This window comes from Candidatus Endoriftia persephonae, from assembly GCF_023733635.1.
GTDB classification, from domain to species: Bacteria; Pseudomonadota; Gammaproteobacteria; order Chromatiales; family Chromatiaceae; genus Endoriftia; species Endoriftia persephonae.
This window is the reverse complement of the sequence record NZ_CP090569.1, coordinates 2,612,400-2,629,206: the sequence shown is the minus strand read 5'-3', so window position 1 is coordinate 2,629,206 and position 16,807 is coordinate 2,612,400. Positions and strand designations below refer to the sequence as shown.

The following is a 16,807-nucleotide window of genomic DNA, read 5'->3' as shown; positions in this document are numbered from 1 at the left end:
CTACTGGTCGATCCTAGGCTTCATCCGGGTTTACAACCAGATAGATTAATCTATATTTTGGGGCACATGGCTCTGCCACCGATGATCAGCCCCCCTCCACAATGATAAAACTGATCAGAGGAGACGTTGCTGAGTGGTTTAGAGTGTCTATTCAGATCCCACGGGATGCTTAAAGGGTGTTGAGACTGCTTTTGACAGCAGAGGCAGGCATATGAGCGGGGCGGTGTGTGGTAGAACGGTGCATCCTGGATGAGTACGAAGATCAGCGGCAGGCAGAGAGTGTGAGAATTCATCTACCAGGGATAGGTTCCTATCGGGGACGCTACGCCTATGCGGCGGTGATGGCCTCTGTGATTCTGTTGTTGGCCGCGTTGCTGGCACTGTATGACGTCGAGCAGGGCAGCCAGACCTACATCAGAAATATCACCCAGCGTAACTCGACGGCCGAATTGTTGCGCGATGTACGCTCCCATCTCGATCTGGTTGAGAATCGCCTGCAGCGTATCGTTATCGAACCGGTTCAAAAGGATGTGCAGAAGCTGGAGCAGGCGCTCACACAGCTGAGTCTGCTGCTCAACCATCTGAAGCAGCTGCTGGCGCAGGATGACAGTCGTGAGAGCCAGGCCATCGCCAATCAGCTGCAGGCGGATCTCGATCGTTTGCACCGCTCTGGGATGGAGCTGGTCGGGCTCCGCACTGAGGTGGAACGCTGGTTTCCGGCAATACGCCAGATGCGGGAAGTGACCTATCCGCACAGCCAGGCGGCGCTAAACCAGCTGGACATCCTGTTGGCCGAGGTTGATGAGGAGCTGTCTGCGGAGCAGCGCCTACGAGTGGTGATGAGCGTGAGCACACTACGCCACTTCTGGTCTGCGATGGCTTCCGAGTTGCGTCTGTTTGTGTCGAACCGATTTGGCGTCTTCGCCAGTGATGCCTCGGTTGGTATGCGCTCCCGGTTCACCAATGTTATCTACTATGCCGAAGAGGTGAAGGCGCAGATCAATACCCTGAAGGCGCTGCATGAAGAGGGGCTGTTGGGATTTCTCGGAGCAGAATCGATCGACGAGGTGGAGTCTCGCTTTACAGGCTGGATGCGCGGCGCCTATCAGATCTCAGTGATGCTGGAGGGTTCGGGGTGGCGGCGTGATGTGGTGATGCTACAGCAGACAATTGATCCGTTGCTGGAACAGATGCGGCAGCGCCTGCGGGTGATCAACTCCGATAGTGAAAACCAGTCAGCTGCCGACATTACCCGTCTCACCAACATGGCGCGGCAGCTCACCCTGACGATGGGGGCGATGGCGCTGTTCACCATCATTCTGGTTCTGCTCGCCTATATCTTTCTCAACCGAACACTGCTGAAACAGATCGCACGCACCGCGCTGGCGCTCAAGCAGGAGGCCCAGGGCAATCTGCGGATCGTCCCGCCACCGGCGAAACTGTCGGAAATGCGGGATCTGGTGGAGGCATTCAATGAGATGCGACGCCAGGTCCACATGCGGCAGAAGCATCTCGACCACATGGCCTACCATGATGCCCTGACCCGTCTGCCTAACCGGGTGCTGTTCCGCGATCGCCTGGAGCACGCGCTGCAGATCGCAGTACGGGATGGCCGGCGCATCGGTCTGATGTTCATGGATCTGGATCGCTTCAAGCAGGTCAACGACAGCCTGGGGCATCTGGTGGGCGATGAGTTGCTGAAGGTGGTGGCAGAGCGGCTGCAGCGGGTGATCCGGGGCTCGGATACTGCGGCACGGCTCAGTGGCGATGAGTTTGCAGTGCTGGCAGAGGGGATCAACGACAGAGCGGATATGATCCCGCTGGCAGACAAGGTGGTGCAGGCGTTGGAGCAGCCGGTCTGCATCGATGAGCATGAACTGCGGATCTCGGTCTCGATCGGCATCGCTATCGCTCCCGAGGATGATCACCTGGCAGATGACCTGATCCGCGACGCCGATACGGCGATGTATGCAGCGAAGAAGCAGCGCGGCTCGGCCTATCGCTATTTCGCTCAGGAAATGATCAGCGAAGCAGCAGAGAGCTTGCAGCTGGAGAACGAGCTGCGGCAGGCGGTAGAGGCCGGCCAGTTTCTGTTCCACTATCAGCCGGTGGTAAGCCTTTGGTCGGGCGAACTCTACTGCTGCGAGGCGCTGTTGCGCTGGCGGCATCCGACAAAGGGTCTGCTGTCACCCGCGGTGTTCCTCGATACTTTGGATGACACTGGTCTGATTGTCCGGGTGATCGACTCTTTGCTCGATTCGCTGGTAGATCAGCAGAAGCTTCTAAGCCGTCTGGTGGGGCGGCCGGTTGCGCTGGCTCTTAATCTTTCGCCCCGGCTGCTGAACGACCCTCCCTTCTGCCGCGGCCTGCTGAAACGGCTGCTTGAAGGGCAATTCCAGACCGGCTCGCTGATACTGGAGCTCACCGAAGACACCCTCACCCATGAACTTGCAGAAGCCAATGAACTACTGCAGCAGTTGAAGAACCTGGGGGCCCGGGTCGCGTTGGATGACTTCGGTGTTGGCCAGGCTTCGCTCAATCACCTGCGGCAGTTTCCCTTCGATTTGGTGAAGATCGACCGGGATTTTATTCGCAATGTCATCAGCGACTCCAACGATGCCAGCCTGGTTCAGGCGATCATTCATCTGGCTCACGCGTTTGACATGAAGGTGGTGGCAGAAGGTGTGGAGACCAAGGGGCAGCTCGCGTTTGTGCAAAACCTGGGGTGTGATTTTATCCAGGGCTATCTGATCGGTATGCCGCTTTCTGCAGAGCAGGCGCAGGAGTGCGCTGCTGTCGATCAGGCGAGCGGTGGCCTGTTTGAGCCCACGGAGTTTCTTGTCGACTAAGCGGGGGTTTGGGGGCCTGTGTGTTGCGGATTCTGCCGCTGCATGATGTTGGTTGACAGTACTGTAAATCTAAAGTAGATTACGCGCTCTTTCGCGGCAGTGGCCCAGTTCGGTGGGTTGCGAACGCGGAATGTCCCCATCGTCTAGAGGCCTAGGACACCAGCCTTTCACGCTGGGTACAGGGGTTCGACTCCCCTTGGGGACGCCATTTAAGACCGACTCAAAAGGGCTCTCATATCCATGGAGCCTTTTTTTGTGCCTGGAAAAAATAGGCCATCTATGCGATGGGTCTGAGTTTGTCGTCCGTTATTAACCCGGCAATTGAACATGACACAGGTATAGGCCGGGCCTTGCCCGACATCATCCATAATTTCAATGGGTTGCAAGTGGCGGCCCATGGCCGCCCTATCTTTATTTAATTGCCGGATTTATATCTTGTGCTTATGGGCATGGGGAGATCTGCATTTGTGGTAGGTTGGCGCTGCCAGAAACAGTGTGGGAGCGTTGATTTGTCCCTGATTATTCTGGGCGTAACCTGGATAACTCCTGTAATGGTGGAGATCTTAAACCACCATTACAGGAGTAGCTTGGGTATAAGTCGGACTACTAGCGTTTAACTACAGATTTTTGTTGTTGCCCTGCTAGTGTAGGCTTGCTTCGCAACTTCGCGACACCTTATTGCTAAAGCACCTCGTTAAGATAGATGGCAATGGCCTGAGCATCACTCTTATCGACAAAGCTGTGTTTGCGGGTGGTTACAGAAGCAGAGGTGCCGCGAGAGATTTTGCGACGTCCATTGGCCGGGTCGCTACCATGGCAGGAGGCACACTGCTCGGCATAAAGTGCTTCACCCTGCGCTGAACTGTTGCCACTTGAGCCACCGCTGGAGGTTGTTGCCGTGGTTTCGCTACTACCAGAGGCGCTGTTGTTGGCTTCAAGCACTGTGCTGATGTAGGTCGCGATAGCCTGAGCATCAATCTCATCGACAAAGCTGTGTTCACGGGTAGTCGCAGAGGCGGAGGTGCCGCGAGAGATGTTGCGACGTCCATTGGCCGGGTCGCTGCCATGGCAGGAGGCACACTGCTGGGCGTAGAGATCTGAACCGTCGCTTGAACTGCTGTTCGTGGTGGTTGCAGAATTACTGCTACTGCTACTGCTACTGCTACTGCTACTGCTACTGCTACTGCTACTGCTACTGCTACTGCTACTGCTACTGCTACTGCTACTGCTGTTGCTGTTGCTGTTGCTGTTGCTGCCAGAAGAACTGCTTACTGCCGAGGAGCTGTTGCTCCCTTCAAGTACTGCACTGATGTAGTCTGCAATGATCAGGGCATCGCTCGTCGCTACATAACTGTGAGCACGGGTGATTCTGGACCCTGTGGTTCCCAAGGCGATGTTGTTGCGACCATTTGCCGGGTCGCTGCCATGGCAAGCGGCGCACTGCTGAGCATAACGATCTACACCTTGTACTGAAGCGGTGGGGGTTGGGGTACTACCTGATGAGCTGCCGGAGCTGCCGGAGCTGCCGCCTGCGTCGGTAGTGGCACTGCTGGTGTTGTTGCCCGCTTTGGTTGCATTGCTGATGTAGGCAGCAATGGCCTGTGCATCACCGTTATCGACATAGTTGTGTGTGCCGGTAATGCTGTTTGCAGAGGTACCGCGAGCGATGTTGCGGCTGCCATTGGCTGGATCACTGCCATGGCAAGCGGCACACTGTTGTGCATAGAGCTCTGAACCCCGTGCCACGCTGCTTTCATGTGGGCCGTTACCAGAGTTGCTGGCGTTGTTTGTCCCACTGGCCACTTGGTTGACATGAGAGACACTGCTGGAGGAGGCATTCGACACAATGGAGATGGTCTGTCCCAGGCCGTTGCTGAGTGATGAGTTTCCGCCAGCGTTTGAGATGGTCTCGGATAGATTACTGGTATTGGCCGCGTTTTGAAGCTCTGCCAGTACCGTCAGCAGGTCTCCCAATGGAATGCTGGGGTCGATCGCTTGGGCTGCGGCCAGTGCGGCTCGTGCCTGAGCAAGCATCAGCCGGTTGGCTCTGATTTCTCTGACTGAGCGATGCAGTGAGCGATCTGCGGTGCCAAGTACCTGTGCAATGGCGTCGTCCAGCGCGTTACTTGCTGGTTGGTTGTGGACTTGTAGCCCATCGACCATCGCCTCGATCAAAACCTGCGCGCTGACGATATGCGCAATGGCGGTGTAACGCGGTACAGTACCGGGTGCACCTTTGCCATCCAGCGCCGAGTCGCTCAGGTCGGCAGCCAAGGCTGCAAAAATATCGTCTTCAGTGACATTGCCACCGATCCAGTAGGCGCTCCTGCGCGCCATCTCACCAAAGACCTCACTCGACAGCACCACCTCGGTGATATTGTCGTTGGTCACTGCTGACGTCATCGGGTCGGCAACAGTGCTGGTGTCGAGACCAAAGTTGAGCTTGCTCGTGACGGCTTCTGTGGCGATCGCCAGATTCTCTGCTGTGAGTCCTCCCTCCATCGCCATCGCACTTTTAACAATCATGGTGGTGTGGGGGGTGAGATTGACCCGAGTTGCTGTTGCATCCATCAGTACGCCACTCAGGATGAAATCAGGCTCTGCATTGGTGACTAGGTCGATGCCATAAGTGGCTTCGACAATCAGAGGAAAGGCACTGTCAGCGATCTCGCCCGTGAAATTGAAGCTTGCCTGCTGATCACTGGTGGTGGTTGCGATAACCTCCAGATTGCGATCACGAATGGTGACGGTAGCGCCGACCACTGGGCCGTCACCGACACTGCCGTCAAATGTGATAGGACTTGAAGTGGTCGCTTGTGATGCCGTACCCAGGCTGCCCTCATCGCATGCGGTGAGCAGCATAGCCCCCAAAGTGATGGCACAGATGTTGTGTAGCAGTTTCATGTTTTCCATCCAATTATTGGTTCTGGTTTGTGAGGGCGAAGTATCGATGGCTGGTGGCCGATCATCTTTCGATAGAGTCACACTTCCCTGGTGGGATTTGTTGCGATCATGCGCATTTGGAAGGGGTTTCACCCCGCATCAGTGAACCAGGTGGGATTTTTTTTCGGCGTGTGATCTCTGTCATCAGCCGTTGAGCAGAGAATCGAGAGGTATATCGCCGGTTCTGTCCTCGGCGCCTAAAATTGAACTCAAGAACTCTTCAGGAGGGGGCTGGCGTTGATGATGACATCGAAGTCTACGTGTGTGGCACTGCGGGGGGCTGTGCTCAGCTTCAGCGGTGATCCATTCCAGTCTGATCTGGATACGGTGATGCACTATGAGTCGGATGGCCTGGTCTGGCTTGAGGATGGACGGATCAAGCAGGTCGGTCCGGCGGTTCAGCTCCTCCGCCAGCTGCCCGCCGGTATGGAGCCTGTCGACTACCGAGATTGCCTGATCCTGCCCGGCTTTATCGACTGCCACACCCACTATCCTCAGTTGCAGGTGATCGGCGCCTTCGGCGAGCAGCTGATCGACTGGCTGAATCGATATGCCTATGTCACCGAGCAGGCGTTTGGGGATCCTGAGTGTGCGCATGAAGCGGCCCGCATCTTTCTGCGTGAGACGCTGCGTGCAGGCACCACCACCGCGGCGGTCTACTGTACGGTACACTCGGCATCGGTCGACAGCTTCTTCGAAGAGTCAGAGCGCCTGAACATGCGCAATATCGCGGGCAAGCTGCTGATGGACCGCAACGCCCCAGAGCCCCTGCTGGATAGCCCGCAGCGGGGTTATGACGAATCCAAAGCGTTGATCAACAAGTGGCACGGCCGTGGCCGGCAACTCTATGCCATCACCCCCCGGTTTGCTGCAACCAGTTCAGCAGAGCAGATGGAGATGGCCGGTGCGCTGTGGTCTGAGCACCCCGGTACCTATTTGCAATCCCACATCGCTGAAAATCGGGATGAGATGACGTGGGTAAAGCAGCTCTATCCAGAGCGTGCTGACTACCTTGATGTCTATGAGCACTATGGGTTGCTTGGGCCGCGAGCGATCTATGGCCACGGCATCCACCTCACCGAGTCGGAGCTGCAACGCTGCTATGAGACGGGTACGGGGATTGCCCACTGTCCGACCTCGAACTTTTTTCTCGGTAGCGGCTGCTTCGATCTTGGCAATGCAAAGCGTTCGTCACGGCCGGTACGGGTCGGTCTTGCTAGTGATGTGGGGGCGGGAACCAGCCTCTCGATGCTGCAGACCCTGAACGAGGCCTACAAGGCGGCACAGTTTAACGGCTTCCCGCTCAATCCGGCGCAGGCCTTCTATCTGGCCACGCGGGGCAGCGCCGAGGCGCTCTATCTGGAGGAGCGGATCGGCGGCATTGCCCCCGGCATGGAGGCCGATCTGCTGGTGCTCGACCTCCACTCGACGCCGTTGATCGAATACCGGATGCGCCATGCCGGTGATCTGATGGAGGCCCTGTTTATCCAGATGACCCTGGCCGATGAACGGGCAACCCGGGCCACCTACCTGGCCGGATCGCTTGTTTATGAGCGTGATTGAAGCCGAAAAGGGCGACTCGGCTGGTAGTGGGTTTTTGGCTGTCCAACAGCCGTGATCGTTTCAGATCAGTTCAAAGACATACTCGAAGGCAAATAGCACCAGAATGGCGTAGGCGACCGCACCACCCAGAAACGCCAGCGTCTGGATCTGGGTTTCCTGGGGGATCTCCTCGCGCATCACGTTGATGATGATGGCGCCGGCGAGAAAGGAGAAGAGAAGAATTTCCGTGCTCACCGGAACCACGGTCAACTCTCCAACTAGCCACCCAACGTAGAGGCTGGCAACCAATAACCATCGCACCCTATCGGCATAAAATGCCTGGTACTTATGCTTCAGTTCAAGATCGGTGCCAATAAAATGGAGAGCGAAAGTCACCGACGCCAAAGTCAGCGGCATATAGGTCTTTTGGAGAAAGCTGGCGAACAGATGCCCGATGATAAACCCGTAGAGCAGAAAGCTCCCGATGTGCAGGATGGCGGCCAGGTTGGCGTGATCTGTCTTGTTGCCGGTGCGTTGCACCGTGGCAAACTCCGCGATGCGGTGGATGCTGTGGTAGAAGATCAGGCCGATCATCGCCACCAGGTAGACATGGTGTTCCAGATAGCTGAGCACTCCGAAGCCGATGTGCTCGTCCACCTGCTCCTGTTTTCTGGCCAACTTGGGTAGCACATAGATAAAGACATAGGCTACCGAAGCGCCACCGGCGGCGGAGAGCCAGGCGCTCCCTTCACGGGGCTTGAAGGCCCTGTGACCTACCAGGATATGGATCAGGGCGATCAGTGAGGTAGCGGCAAAAGAGGCGACCATCTCCACGACTATTAACCCTCTGCTGAGACTTCCTGCTGAACGCTAACGGACGAGGCGCCGCTGAGCAACAGGTAGAGGCAGGGGATGATGAACAGTGCGATCACCGTTGCCACCAACAGCCCTGCGATGATTACCAGGCAGAGTGGCATCCAGAAGGGGTCGCTGAGCGCCAGCGGGGTTAGGCCGATCACGGTGGTGATGGTGGTGGCGAGGATCGAGTCGGACTGGTCTGAGGTGATGGTGTATTCGACCCCGTGGGGCCAGGTGGGGTGGCTGCACTGCTCGGCCATCACCTGCTTCAGCTGCTCGATCAGCTTGAGGCTGTCGAAGCCCGGCAGCTTCTTTATCGAGATGTCGATGGTCGGTTGGTAGTCGCCACCCTGCCAGCTCAGCTCAGCTCAGCTCAGCGCGGTCGGTCTCCGCTTGGGGCATGGAGATGCTCAGTTTTCTCTATGTCTTATCCGGCTGGATTGCCCAGTTCCACTGGGCTCATGATGCAATTTTACCTTGCCTGGAAATTGTGGTGGCTCTGGTTTGAGGTGGATTTCCTCTCCAGCTGATGGGATCCATCTTAGCTCTGCCGGGATTGGTGGATAGCCCAGGCATGCTTAGAATTAATCTTGCTCAGCTCACATGGTGTGTCAAAGGCGTCACACTTCAATAGTGCATTTATTTTATATGCCAATTTTAAGGCTTTGTTTTTCTACATAAAGTTGAGTCAACTGGGTTATCAAAAGCCCGCAATGGCTGACCTGGAACAAAATGTGAATCGACTCACGCTCCTTTTAATTCCCGTTTTTTTTCATTGACCCAAAATTTTTGGTCTGTTGAAAATAGACCTTAATCTTATCCGGTTATACAGGGGAAGGTGTCAGTGAAACAGCATAGCGAAAAGATAACGATGGATCTTGGTGGCTCAGCGACTCTCGGAAAAACACCCTGGAATGACAGTACCGAAAAGGTGCTTGGGAAGGCGACGGATAAACTGAGGAAAGAGCGAGTCGATCTGTTTGTCAAAACCCTTGGGCTTGGACCAGACGATATCGTTCTCGATCTCGGCAGTGAAGATGGTTCTTACCTTGGGCAATACTACCCTTATCCAGAAAACATTGTGCTGGCAGATATCTTCGAGGAGCCGATGAAGAGAGGGGTGCTGAAGTATGGTCTGAAGGGTTATCAGTTAATCCCTATTGATGGACCGCTGCCCTTTGAAGATCAATCTTTCGATGCGGTCTGGTGCAATTCCGCAATCGAACATGTCACTGTGCCGAGGAGTGAGCTGCGTTCCATATCAAGTGCAGAGTTCAAACGTAGAGCTGAGAAACATCAGAAGGTATTTGCAAAAGAGATTGCGCGGGTGGGGAAGAGATATTTTGTGCAAACCCCTTATCTGCATTTCGTGCTGGAGGCGCACTCCTGGTTGCCGCTGGTGCACTATTTCTCTCACGTGACCCGTTATCGCCTCTCTAAATGGACCAAGCGCTTCTGGGTTAAGCAGTGGTCGGCTGATTTCATGGCGTATAGCAAGCGGCGCTTCAAGGCTCACTTCCCGACCGCGACAGGGCTTCTCGATGAAAAAGTCGCGGGAATGACCAAGTCGATCATTGCCTATAAAAAATAGTTGCCGTCGGGCTTTGTTGTTTCTCTGCGCTGCGACTGTTCAGGCGCGTATAACGGGGGCTGCCCGCGCCGGGAGGCTATCTAATCCGCCGCCTTGCCACGCAGGCGCTGCTTGAGGGCTGACAGGGCGTAGATCAGGCCGCTGGTATGGGCCAGGGTGTTGAGTGGCGAACCGCTGTTGGGAAAGGGGTAGCGCTTCAGGATGAGTGGATTGTCGCCAACCCGGTTGGTACCAAAATCGGAGGTGACTGCGCTGCGGTAACCGCTCTCCGCCAGCAGCTCCACCGCTTGTTTATCCCAGCTCCCCGCCGGGTAACAGAAGTGGTCACAGGGCTTGCCGGTATGCTGTTCGATGGCTGCTTTTGAGTTCACTAGCTGATCCCGGACCCGCTCCTTGCGGTCGTTTCCGATTAGCACATGATCGACGGTATGGCTGCCAAATAGCAGATCGGGAGCCTGGCTGGCCTGAGCAATCTCTTCCCAACTCATCAAGGCCGCCCAGCGGTCGTTATCGATCACCCGGTCAATACTATCGTCCGCCTCGGCTTCCAGCTTGCTGGCAAGAGCATAGAGCTCATGCTGCATCGCCTCATCACTCTCGCTGTGTTGCTTGAAACCCATGATGATTCGGCGATAGGAGTTGAGCAGTGCCCCGCGGCTGCTGGCATCGATCTTGACGGACTGCCCGCCAATCTGGATCTCCCGCCCCTCTACATCGGCCTTCTGCAGGATATAGTCGAGCCGGTCGATCCAGTAGACCTTCTGCTGATCGATGTGGGCGGTGGCTGGGTAGAAGAGGCCGGGAATGCCATGCTTGCGCAGCAGCGGCAGAGCATCGGTCAGGTTGTTGCGGTAGCCGTCATCGAAGGTCAGGACACAGCTGTTGGGCTTGAGGGGTTTTTCCCCCTTCAGCATGGCGATCGCATCATCCATTGAAATGAAGTTGAAGTAGCGCTTCATCAGCGCAAGTGCCGCGTCCATATCGCGCACCGATGCCTGCGGACGCAGTGGTTGCCAAGCGTCAGCCGGGTCGGCGTCGCGGGTGCCGTGGATCATCAGGATCGTGATCTGGCTGCGTCGCAGCAGCGCCCAGATACGGAAGATACCCAGCAGTAGAAACAGTTTTAGCAGGCGTTGTTTCATGGAAGTGTGTGGATTAATCCTTTAAAAATAGATGGTTGAGTCCATCGCGAAGACCCGACGAAGTCCCGCATTATCAGAGCAGTAGGGCGGCGAGTCCAGATTCCGATGCCCCCAGGCAGTGCTGGCAAGCCCTTTGTGATAGCCGGATTGCCAAGGCGATCGCAAAAACTCAGACGGCAGACTCAGGGTTGAGAGCCGGCAGCGCTGCCTTGCGCTGTCTAGCTGTGTGCCGCTGGCGGAAACGAAACAGCCGGGGACGGATCTCCTGTTTGAAGGCGCGTTTCCACTGCTGGAAGTCAAGATCGCTGTGGCCATAGATCGACTGGTCCAGCTGATGAATCAGGCGGCGCACCTGCTCGGGGTTCGAGTGGGGCTGAAACTCGATAATGCGCTCGGCGATATTGGCGAAGGGCGCGCGCGGTGGCAGTTGCATATGTTTGTTGGCGAGGAAGCGCAGCGTGTGTCCCCATACGTCCGGACTGTTCTCCTGATCGACGCAACGCACACAGAACCAGAAGCGCAGCGACAGGGGCAGTATCCCGATCAGACGGCGGCGCAGCCGCTGCCAGCGCAGGATCGGGTTGAGGCAGGCGGTGGTGGAGCGAAACTGCTCACCTAGCGGGGCAAACGCCGGCACCATCCCCTTGAAGGGACGTTTAAGCGCGCTGGAGAAAGGGGAGGCAGGCAGGGCAGGCTGCGCCTTTTGCTTACGGTTGGCGATCCAGACCGCCAGCCAATAGCCAAAGATCACACCCAGGACTATGCCCAATGGAATCCAGAAGGCGGCGGGGGAGCCGGCAGGGAACAGAGTGCTCGATTCGTTGAAGTCAAAAGTCCCCTCACCGCGAAGCCCGCCGGAGACGGAGATCGGTGTTAACGGCACAGAGGCATATTGCGCGCTGCCAGTCTTGATGTTCCACCAGGCGACACGTAGCGGCGGCAGGGTCAGTTCCCCGCCATACTGCGGTACCAGGGTGAAGGATTCGGTGCGGGAACCGATGATCTTGTCGCTTTTTTTCAGCAGCTTGGTCTCGCTGCGGTTTTGCTCTCGGTAGATCCGAAATGCAGGGCTCTGCAGCTGCTTTTCCAGGCTCGGCAGTTGACTCCCGGAGCTGCCAACGGCACGCATCTCAATGGTGAGGCGCAGTGGCTGGCCGGTGGCAGCGCGTAGATTGGGCGGCAGTTTTGCCTTGAGGGAGAGTGTCTCCAATGGCAGCCAGGGGGTACTGGAGGGGTCCGAAGGTTTGACCTGGAGGGTCAGGGGCTGTGCACTCTTGACGTTGAACTCCTGCTTGCTAGAACGTCCATCGAAGGTGCCGGTGACGCCGATCGGGGGGATCTCCAATATCCCCTCGCGCAAGGGTGTGAGTTGGTAGATGAACTTGTTGACGATGCGTTGCTTGCCGCCCTGTTTGATGGCGCTGGTGGTGGGGCCCTCGAGTTTCTGGAACAGCAGGCTGTCGGATTGGGGCAGTTGTGGGACAGCGGTTTTTAGGTTGTTGTCGCTGATCAGTTGCAGGTGCAGCAGCAGGTTCTCCTGGACGAAGGGAGATTGGTTGGAGAGACGCAGCTTCAGCTTGGGGGGCTTGGGGGGGGGGCTGTAATACGGGGTTTGAGTGTAGGGAGACTGGTTGTAGGGCTGGGCATAGCCGGGCCAGGCCTGGGGATAGCCGTAGCCCTGCGGATAGGCGCGCTGGGATGGGCTTTGTGAGGGGGTGCCTGTGCTGCGCTGGTTGGGTGGCGCATAGTTCCGCTGTTCCGGTGGGGCCTGCCAGGGCATATAGCCGGGATAACCGCTGTTGGCGGTGGAAGCCCCGCTGCTGTTGAGTACAAGCAGCGCCGCGACAACGCCTAGGTGTCGTGTTAGTTTCACCATCCTCTCACCTTTGTGTTCGCCCCCCATCTAGTGCGGGGCTCACTATGTCAGCAGCCATGCCGGCGGCGGCAGCAGGATTACCAGGGTCGGGTTTCCAGATCCCGACCGCCGCGGCTGCGCAGATAGTCGTACTCTTCGATCTTAAACTGTTTTTTCAAGAGCAGCGCCGGGTCGCCTTCGACCTGTTCCAGCCACTGCTCCATCAACGCCATGCCACCGCTTAGCGGGGCCTGCCCCTCGGCACCGCCAGCGCCGCTCTGTTGTGCGTCCTGATCGGGGCCAGCGAGCTGACCCATCTGGTCCACCTGATCCACCGCCTCCGGTGTGTTGAGATCCTCTGGCAGTTGGTTGTTATCTTCCGGTTGCCTGGCGTTGCTGCTCGAGCCCTCTGGGGGTTGTTGCTGTAGCGGTTCGCCCTGGCTGGTGTGGTTTTGCGAATCCTGCCGAGGCTCTTCACCCTCTCCCCGCTGTTGCTGCTCATCGGGTTGTGCCCCCTTTTTGTCGGCATCTTCCGGTGGTTGCGTCGACTCGCCCGGTTGTTGCTGGTCCGGCTCCTCGCCACCTTCACCCTTATCCTGCTGCTCTTGGTCGCCCCCGCTACCCTCCTGCTGCTCGCCATCAGAAGAGTCCTGTGGTTGTGGCTCCTCGCCGCCCTGGCCCTCCTGTTGCTGCTTCTGTTCCTGGTCACCGGCCTTTGATTCTTGCTCCTGTTCGCCGGAGTCGCCCGACTGCTGTTCGCTATTGGACTGGGTGCCTTCTCCTTGCTGCTCCTGTTCCTGATCTTCTCCACCAGACTGGGACTCCTGCTCCTGCTCGCCAGAGCCACCCTGTTGCTGCTGTTCTGACTCTTGCTTGCCAGATTGCTGTTGCTCTGACTCCTGTTCACCAGACTGTTGCTGCTCGGACTCCTGCTCGCCGGATTGCTGCTGCTCGGACTCCTGCTCGCCAGACTCCTGTTGCTCGGACTCCTCCTCTCCCTGTTGAGACTCCTGCTGCTCAGACTGCTGTTGTTGCGACTCTTCTTGTTTTTGTTGCTCCTGCTCTTCCGGTTTCTCCTCCTCTTTTTCCTTCTCCTGCTTCTTTTGCAGGGCACGGGCCAGGGCGAGGTTGTAGGAGGCGTCCTCGTGATCGGGCTGCTGGCTCAGCACCTCCTGATAGGCCTGGATGGCGCCCTCCAGGTTGCCCTGCTGGAGGCGGGCGTTGCCGAGGTTGTATTCGGCATCGAGCTTGACTGACTCGCGCTCGACCTGAGCGAATTCACTCTCGGCGCTGGCGTAGTCGCCGCTGCGGTATTTGGCCACGCCACGCCGATAGGGGTCCTGAAACTTCTCAGCCGCGCTCTCATAGTGGCCTTGGCGGTAGTCGGCTTCGGCCTCCTGCTCCTGATTCTGAAACCAGCCGGCCTGTAGGGGTAGGGCGATCAGTGAAACCAGCAGCAAAGAGGGGTGAAGCCGCTTCATCATGCGGATTCACCCTGAGGTGCGCTGCGGCGGAAAGCGGGCAGTAACAGCAGCAGCAGCGGCAGCAGCATCCAGTAGAAACGTTCGTTCCAGATGCGTGCCTTCTCGTTGGTGGCGGTTGCCTCGCCACTCTCGGCAGCCGCAGCCTTGAGGACTGCGCGGCTGTCGGCATCGCGGAAATCGGCCTGGCGATAGATCCCCTTGCCCTGCTGTGCCAGCTGTTTCAGCAGCGTCTCATTGAGACGGGAGTCGATGATCTTGCCGTTGCGATCGCGCATCAGGTCACCCCTGTTGGAGGGGGCGGGCACCGGTCCACCGCCTTGGGTGCCGATGCCGAGCACGTGCAGGCGGATGCCCTTCTGTGCCAGTTTGGCGACGGCCTCCAGCAGGCCAGGTTCAACAAGGTCGCCATCGCTGATCAGCAGGATCGAGCGGCCGTTCTCCTCCTCTCCTCCGCTGAGTAGCTGTTCGGCACGCTGCAACGCGGCCTTCAGCCGGCTGCCCTGCAGCCGCGCCAGGCCGGTAGAGATCGCCGGCAGGGCGTTGAGGATGCTGTTGCTATCCTCGGTGACAGGGGAGATTACATGGGCCACCGAGGCAAACGCGATCAGGCCGATGCGTACCTCGCGGTTGAGTTCAAGCAGATCCTGTACCTCTTGGCGGGCCCGCCCCAGTCGTGAGGGCTGTACATCGGCCACCTCCATAGAGCGGGAGATATCCATCAGCACCACCAGTTCGCTGCCGGGGCTGAAGGCCTTGATCTCTGTGTAGTCCCAGCGCGGGCCAGCCATTGCCAGTACTGCCAGCACCCAGAGGATTGCCCAGCGGATGTAGCGTCCCCAACGTTCGTTGACCTCCAGTTCACGCACCCCGGTGAGGTGTGGCAGCAGCTGTTCATCGGCGTAGCGGTGGATTGCTCCCTTGTTTGGGTGGCTAACACTGAAGATCAGCCAGCCAAGCACCGGCAGCAGACCGAGCAGGGCCCACAGCCATTCGGGGCGGGAAAAATGGAAGCCGAGCTCAGGCATAGCCACCTCCGCGCAACTGGCGACGCCGTCCTTCGGGGAACAGACCGAGGCTCAGTAGCAACAGCAGGGCTGCCCCCAGAGGCCAGTGGAACAGCGGTTGAGGGATGAAGATGGTGCGCGACTCCGCCTCGCTCTTCTCCAGCTCGTCGATGCGCTGGTAGACCTTCTCCAGGGCGGCGGTGTCGGTGGCGCGGAAGTAGGCGCCGCCAGTGGTCTCGGCGATCTGTTGCAGGGTCTCTTCGTCGATGGCCAGTCCTGTGGCGATCTCATAGGTGCGCAGGTCGGGGCTGAGCAGGCGGATGCGGTTTTTGGTGCTTCCGACCCCAATGGTGTAGATGCGGATGCCCTCCTGTTTGGCAAGCTGCGCCGCCTTGAGGGGCGGGATGGTGCCAGTCTCGTTCTTGCCGTCGGTGACGAGGATCAGCACCCGTGAACCTTCCGGACGTTCCCGCAGTTTTTTGATGCCTAGGCCGATCCCGTCGCCAATTGCAGTGCCGCCTCCCGCCAAGGTGGGGACGATGCCGTCGAGCAGCTGATGAATCGCGTTGCGGTCGAAGGTCAATGGGGAGAGAACATAGGAGGTGTCGCCAAATATGATGAGCCCGATGCGGTCACCGACGCGGCCATCGACGAATTTTCCCATGATTCCCTTGAGCACAGACAACCGGCTCACTTCCCGGCCGTGGACGGTAAAATCCTCTGCGGTCATGGAACGAGAGGTATCGACCGCCAGCATCAGGTCGTAACCGGCGGTACGGTTCTCGGTATAGGGTTCGAGCCACTGCGGGCGCATCAGCGCCAGTACCAGCGTCAGCCATAACAGCCACAGCAGGATCTGATGCAGTCGGGTGGCGAGCGGAAGGCGTGGCGAGCGGGTCTGGAAGGCCTCCTGCAGATGTGCGAGAGAGGGGTGCAGCAGGGTGGTCTGCTGGCCTTCGGTCAAGGCATTCTCTTCGTTGGCGGGCTTCAACCAGAAGCGCCGCACTGCCAGCGGCAGCAATAGCAGCAGCGCCATCCAGGGCCAGGCGAATTCAAACATGGCACGCCTCCTCGCTGCTGAGCCAGCGCAGCGCGGCGTCGATTAGGCGACGGATGGTGGCCTGATCGACGCTTTTGCCCGGTGGGGCGTAGGGTAGGTGCAGCAACAGTGCGCCCTGGCCGGGCCAGTCGAAGCCGGAGGGGTCATTCTGCTGGAGCCACAATAGCCAGCGCTGGCCGCTGAGGGCGGCGGTATTTTTGCGGCCGCAGCGGGCGATGGCGATGCGTCGCAGTAGCTCTGAGAGTTCTGCCGCCACCTCTTTGCTGGTGTGGCTGTGCAGCTTGCGACGCAGCTGTAGCAGCTGGCGGCGGGCATCCCTCTGCCAACGCCCGAGCGGGTAGAGGCGGCGTTGGCGCCACCACCACCAGCTCAGCAGCCCGGCCAGCAGCAGGCCGAGCAGCAGCAGCCACCAGCCGGGCCCGGGTGGCCACCAGGGAGCTGGATCGATGCTGTGGATGTCGCGCAGGCCCTCCATAGAA

Annotated in this window: 12 protein-coding genes and 1 tRNA gene; 4 read left to right on the top strand and 9 right to left on the bottom strand. The window is 58.2% G+C overall.

Annotation, left to right across the window (positions count from 1 at the left end):
• The first annotated feature begins 227 nt into the window (after positions 1-227).
• Together L0Y14_RS11860 and L0Y14_RS11855 are read left to right on the top strand one after the other, a co-directional pair.
• Positions 228-2,849 carry a putative bifunctional diguanylate cyclase/phosphodiesterase gene (locus tag L0Y14_RS11860; protein WP_138921943.1) on the top strand — a complete coding sequence of 874 codons (2,622 nt, stop codon included), beginning with the start codon at positions 228-230 and terminating at the stop codon, positions 2,847-2,849.
• A gap of 132 nt (positions 2,850-2,981) precedes the next feature.
• Positions 2,982-3,057, top strand: a tRNA-Glu gene (locus L0Y14_RS11855).
• Between the two features lie 473 nt (positions 3,058-3,530).
• Here L0Y14_RS11855 and L0Y14_RS11850 read toward each other — a convergent pair.
• The gene (locus L0Y14_RS11850) at positions 3,531-5,753 is read right to left on the bottom strand and encodes a c-type cytochrome (RefSeq protein WP_251859196.1); all 2,223 of its coding nucleotides are present in this window, start codon (positions 5,751-5,753) and stop codon (positions 3,531-3,533) included.
• A gap of 279 nt (positions 5,754-6,032) precedes the next feature.
• Between L0Y14_RS11850 and guaD the strand changes: the two genes are divergently transcribed.
• A complete protein-coding gene (guaD, locus tag L0Y14_RS11845; RefSeq protein WP_138921913.1) occupies positions 6,033-7,355 on the top strand; it encodes a guanine deaminase in 1,323 nt (440 codons plus the stop codon).
• A gap of 60 nt (positions 7,356-7,415) precedes the next feature.
• On the opposite strand, the gene L0Y14_RS11840 is transcribed toward guaD, so the two are convergent.
• A complete protein-coding gene (locus L0Y14_RS11840) occupies positions 7,416-8,162 on the bottom strand; it encodes a hypothetical protein (RefSeq protein WP_240991730.1) in 747 nt (248 codons plus the stop codon).
• A gap of 11 nt (positions 8,163-8,173) precedes the next feature.
• Entirely contained in the window at positions 8,174-8,452 is a 279-nt protein-coding gene (locus L0Y14_RS11835) for an efflux RND transporter permease subunit (RefSeq protein WP_240991726.1), read from the bottom strand.
• 584 nt (positions 8,453-9,036) lie between these two features.
• Between L0Y14_RS11835 and L0Y14_RS11830 the strand changes: the two genes are divergently transcribed.
• Entirely contained in the window at positions 9,037-9,783 is a 747-nt protein-coding gene (locus L0Y14_RS11830; protein WP_050799409.1) for a class I SAM-dependent methyltransferase, read from the top strand.
• Positions 9,784-9,863: 80 nt separating this feature from the next.
• Here L0Y14_RS11830 and L0Y14_RS11825 read toward each other — a convergent pair whose 3' ends face one another.
• The 6 genes from L0Y14_RS11825 to L0Y14_RS11800 all read right to left on the bottom strand — a co-directional run bounded on the left by L0Y14_RS11825 (position 9,864) and on the right by L0Y14_RS11800 (position 16,803).
• Positions 9,864-10,925 (bottom strand): polysaccharide deacetylase family protein, encoded by a 1,062-nt coding sequence (locus L0Y14_RS11825; RefSeq protein WP_006475586.1) that lies wholly within the window; start codon positions 10,923-10,925, stop codon positions 9,864-9,866.
• Between the two features lie 169 nt (positions 10,926-11,094).
• On the bottom strand, positions 11,095-12,801 hold the full coding sequence (locus L0Y14_RS11820; RefSeq protein ID WP_040820011.1) for a BatD family protein: 1,707 nt from the start codon (positions 12,799-12,801) through the stop codon (positions 11,095-11,097).
• A 77-nt stretch (positions 12,802-12,878) separates the two neighbouring features.
• Positions 12,879-14,264, bottom strand: coding sequence for a tetratricopeptide repeat protein (locus L0Y14_RS11815; RefSeq protein ID WP_006475588.1), 1,386 nt, complete (start codon positions 14,262-14,264; stop codon positions 12,879-12,881).
• Entirely contained in the window at positions 14,261-15,289 is a 1,029-nt protein-coding gene (locus L0Y14_RS11810) for a vWA domain-containing protein (protein ID WP_006475589.1), read from the bottom strand. Before L0Y14_RS11810 ends, L0Y14_RS11815 begins: the two co-directional genes overlap by 4 nt.
• A complete protein-coding gene (locus tag L0Y14_RS11805) occupies positions 15,282-16,328 on the bottom strand; it encodes a VWA domain-containing protein (protein WP_006475590.1) in 1,047 nt (348 codons plus the stop codon). The genes L0Y14_RS11810 and L0Y14_RS11805 overlap by 8 nt, the downstream gene beginning before the upstream one ends.
• Complete coding sequence (locus L0Y14_RS11800; protein WP_006475591.1) at positions 16,321-16,803, bottom strand: DUF4381 domain-containing protein; 483 nt, start codon at positions 16,801-16,803, stop codon at positions 16,321-16,323. The genes L0Y14_RS11805 and L0Y14_RS11800 overlap by 8 nt, the downstream gene beginning before the upstream one ends.
• Positions 16,804-16,807 lie beyond the last annotated feature (4 nt).

Coding starts and splice junctions, on each gene's coding strand:
- L0Y14_RS11850 (WP_251859196.1), bottom strand. CDS start 5,753: ATGAAACTGCTACACAACATCTGTGCCATCACTTTGGGGGCTATGCTG.
- guaD (WP_138921913.1), top strand. CDS start 6,033: ATGATGACATCGAAGTCTACGTGTGTGGCACTGCGGGGGGCTGTGCTC.
- L0Y14_RS11840 (WP_240991730.1), bottom strand. CDS start 8,162: ATGGTCGCCTCTTTTGCCGCTACCTCACTGATCGCCCTGATCCATATC.
- L0Y14_RS11835 (WP_240991726.1), bottom strand. CDS start 8,452: ATGGCCGAGCAGTGCAGCCACCCCACCTGGCCCCACGGGGTCGAATAC.
- L0Y14_RS11825 (WP_006475586.1), bottom strand. CDS start 10,925: ATGAAACAACGCCTGCTAAAACTGTTTCTACTGCTGGGTATCTTCCGT.
- L0Y14_RS11820 (WP_040820011.1), bottom strand. CDS start 12,801: ATGGTGAAACTAACACGACACCTAGGCGTTGTCGCGGCGCTGCTTGTA.
- L0Y14_RS11815 (WP_006475588.1), bottom strand. CDS start 14,264: ATGATGAAGCGGCTTCACCCCTCTTTGCTGCTGGTTTCACTGATCGCC.
- L0Y14_RS11810 (WP_006475589.1), bottom strand. CDS start 15,289: ATGCCTGAGCTCGGCTTCCATTTTTCCCGCCCCGAATGGCTGTGGGCC.
- L0Y14_RS11805 (WP_006475590.1), bottom strand. CDS start 16,328: ATGTTTGAATTCGCCTGGCCCTGGATGGCGCTGCTGCTATTGCTGCCG.
- L0Y14_RS11800 (WP_006475591.1), bottom strand. CDS start 16,803: ATGGAGGGCCTGCGCGACATCCACAGCATCGATCCAGCTCCCTGGTGG.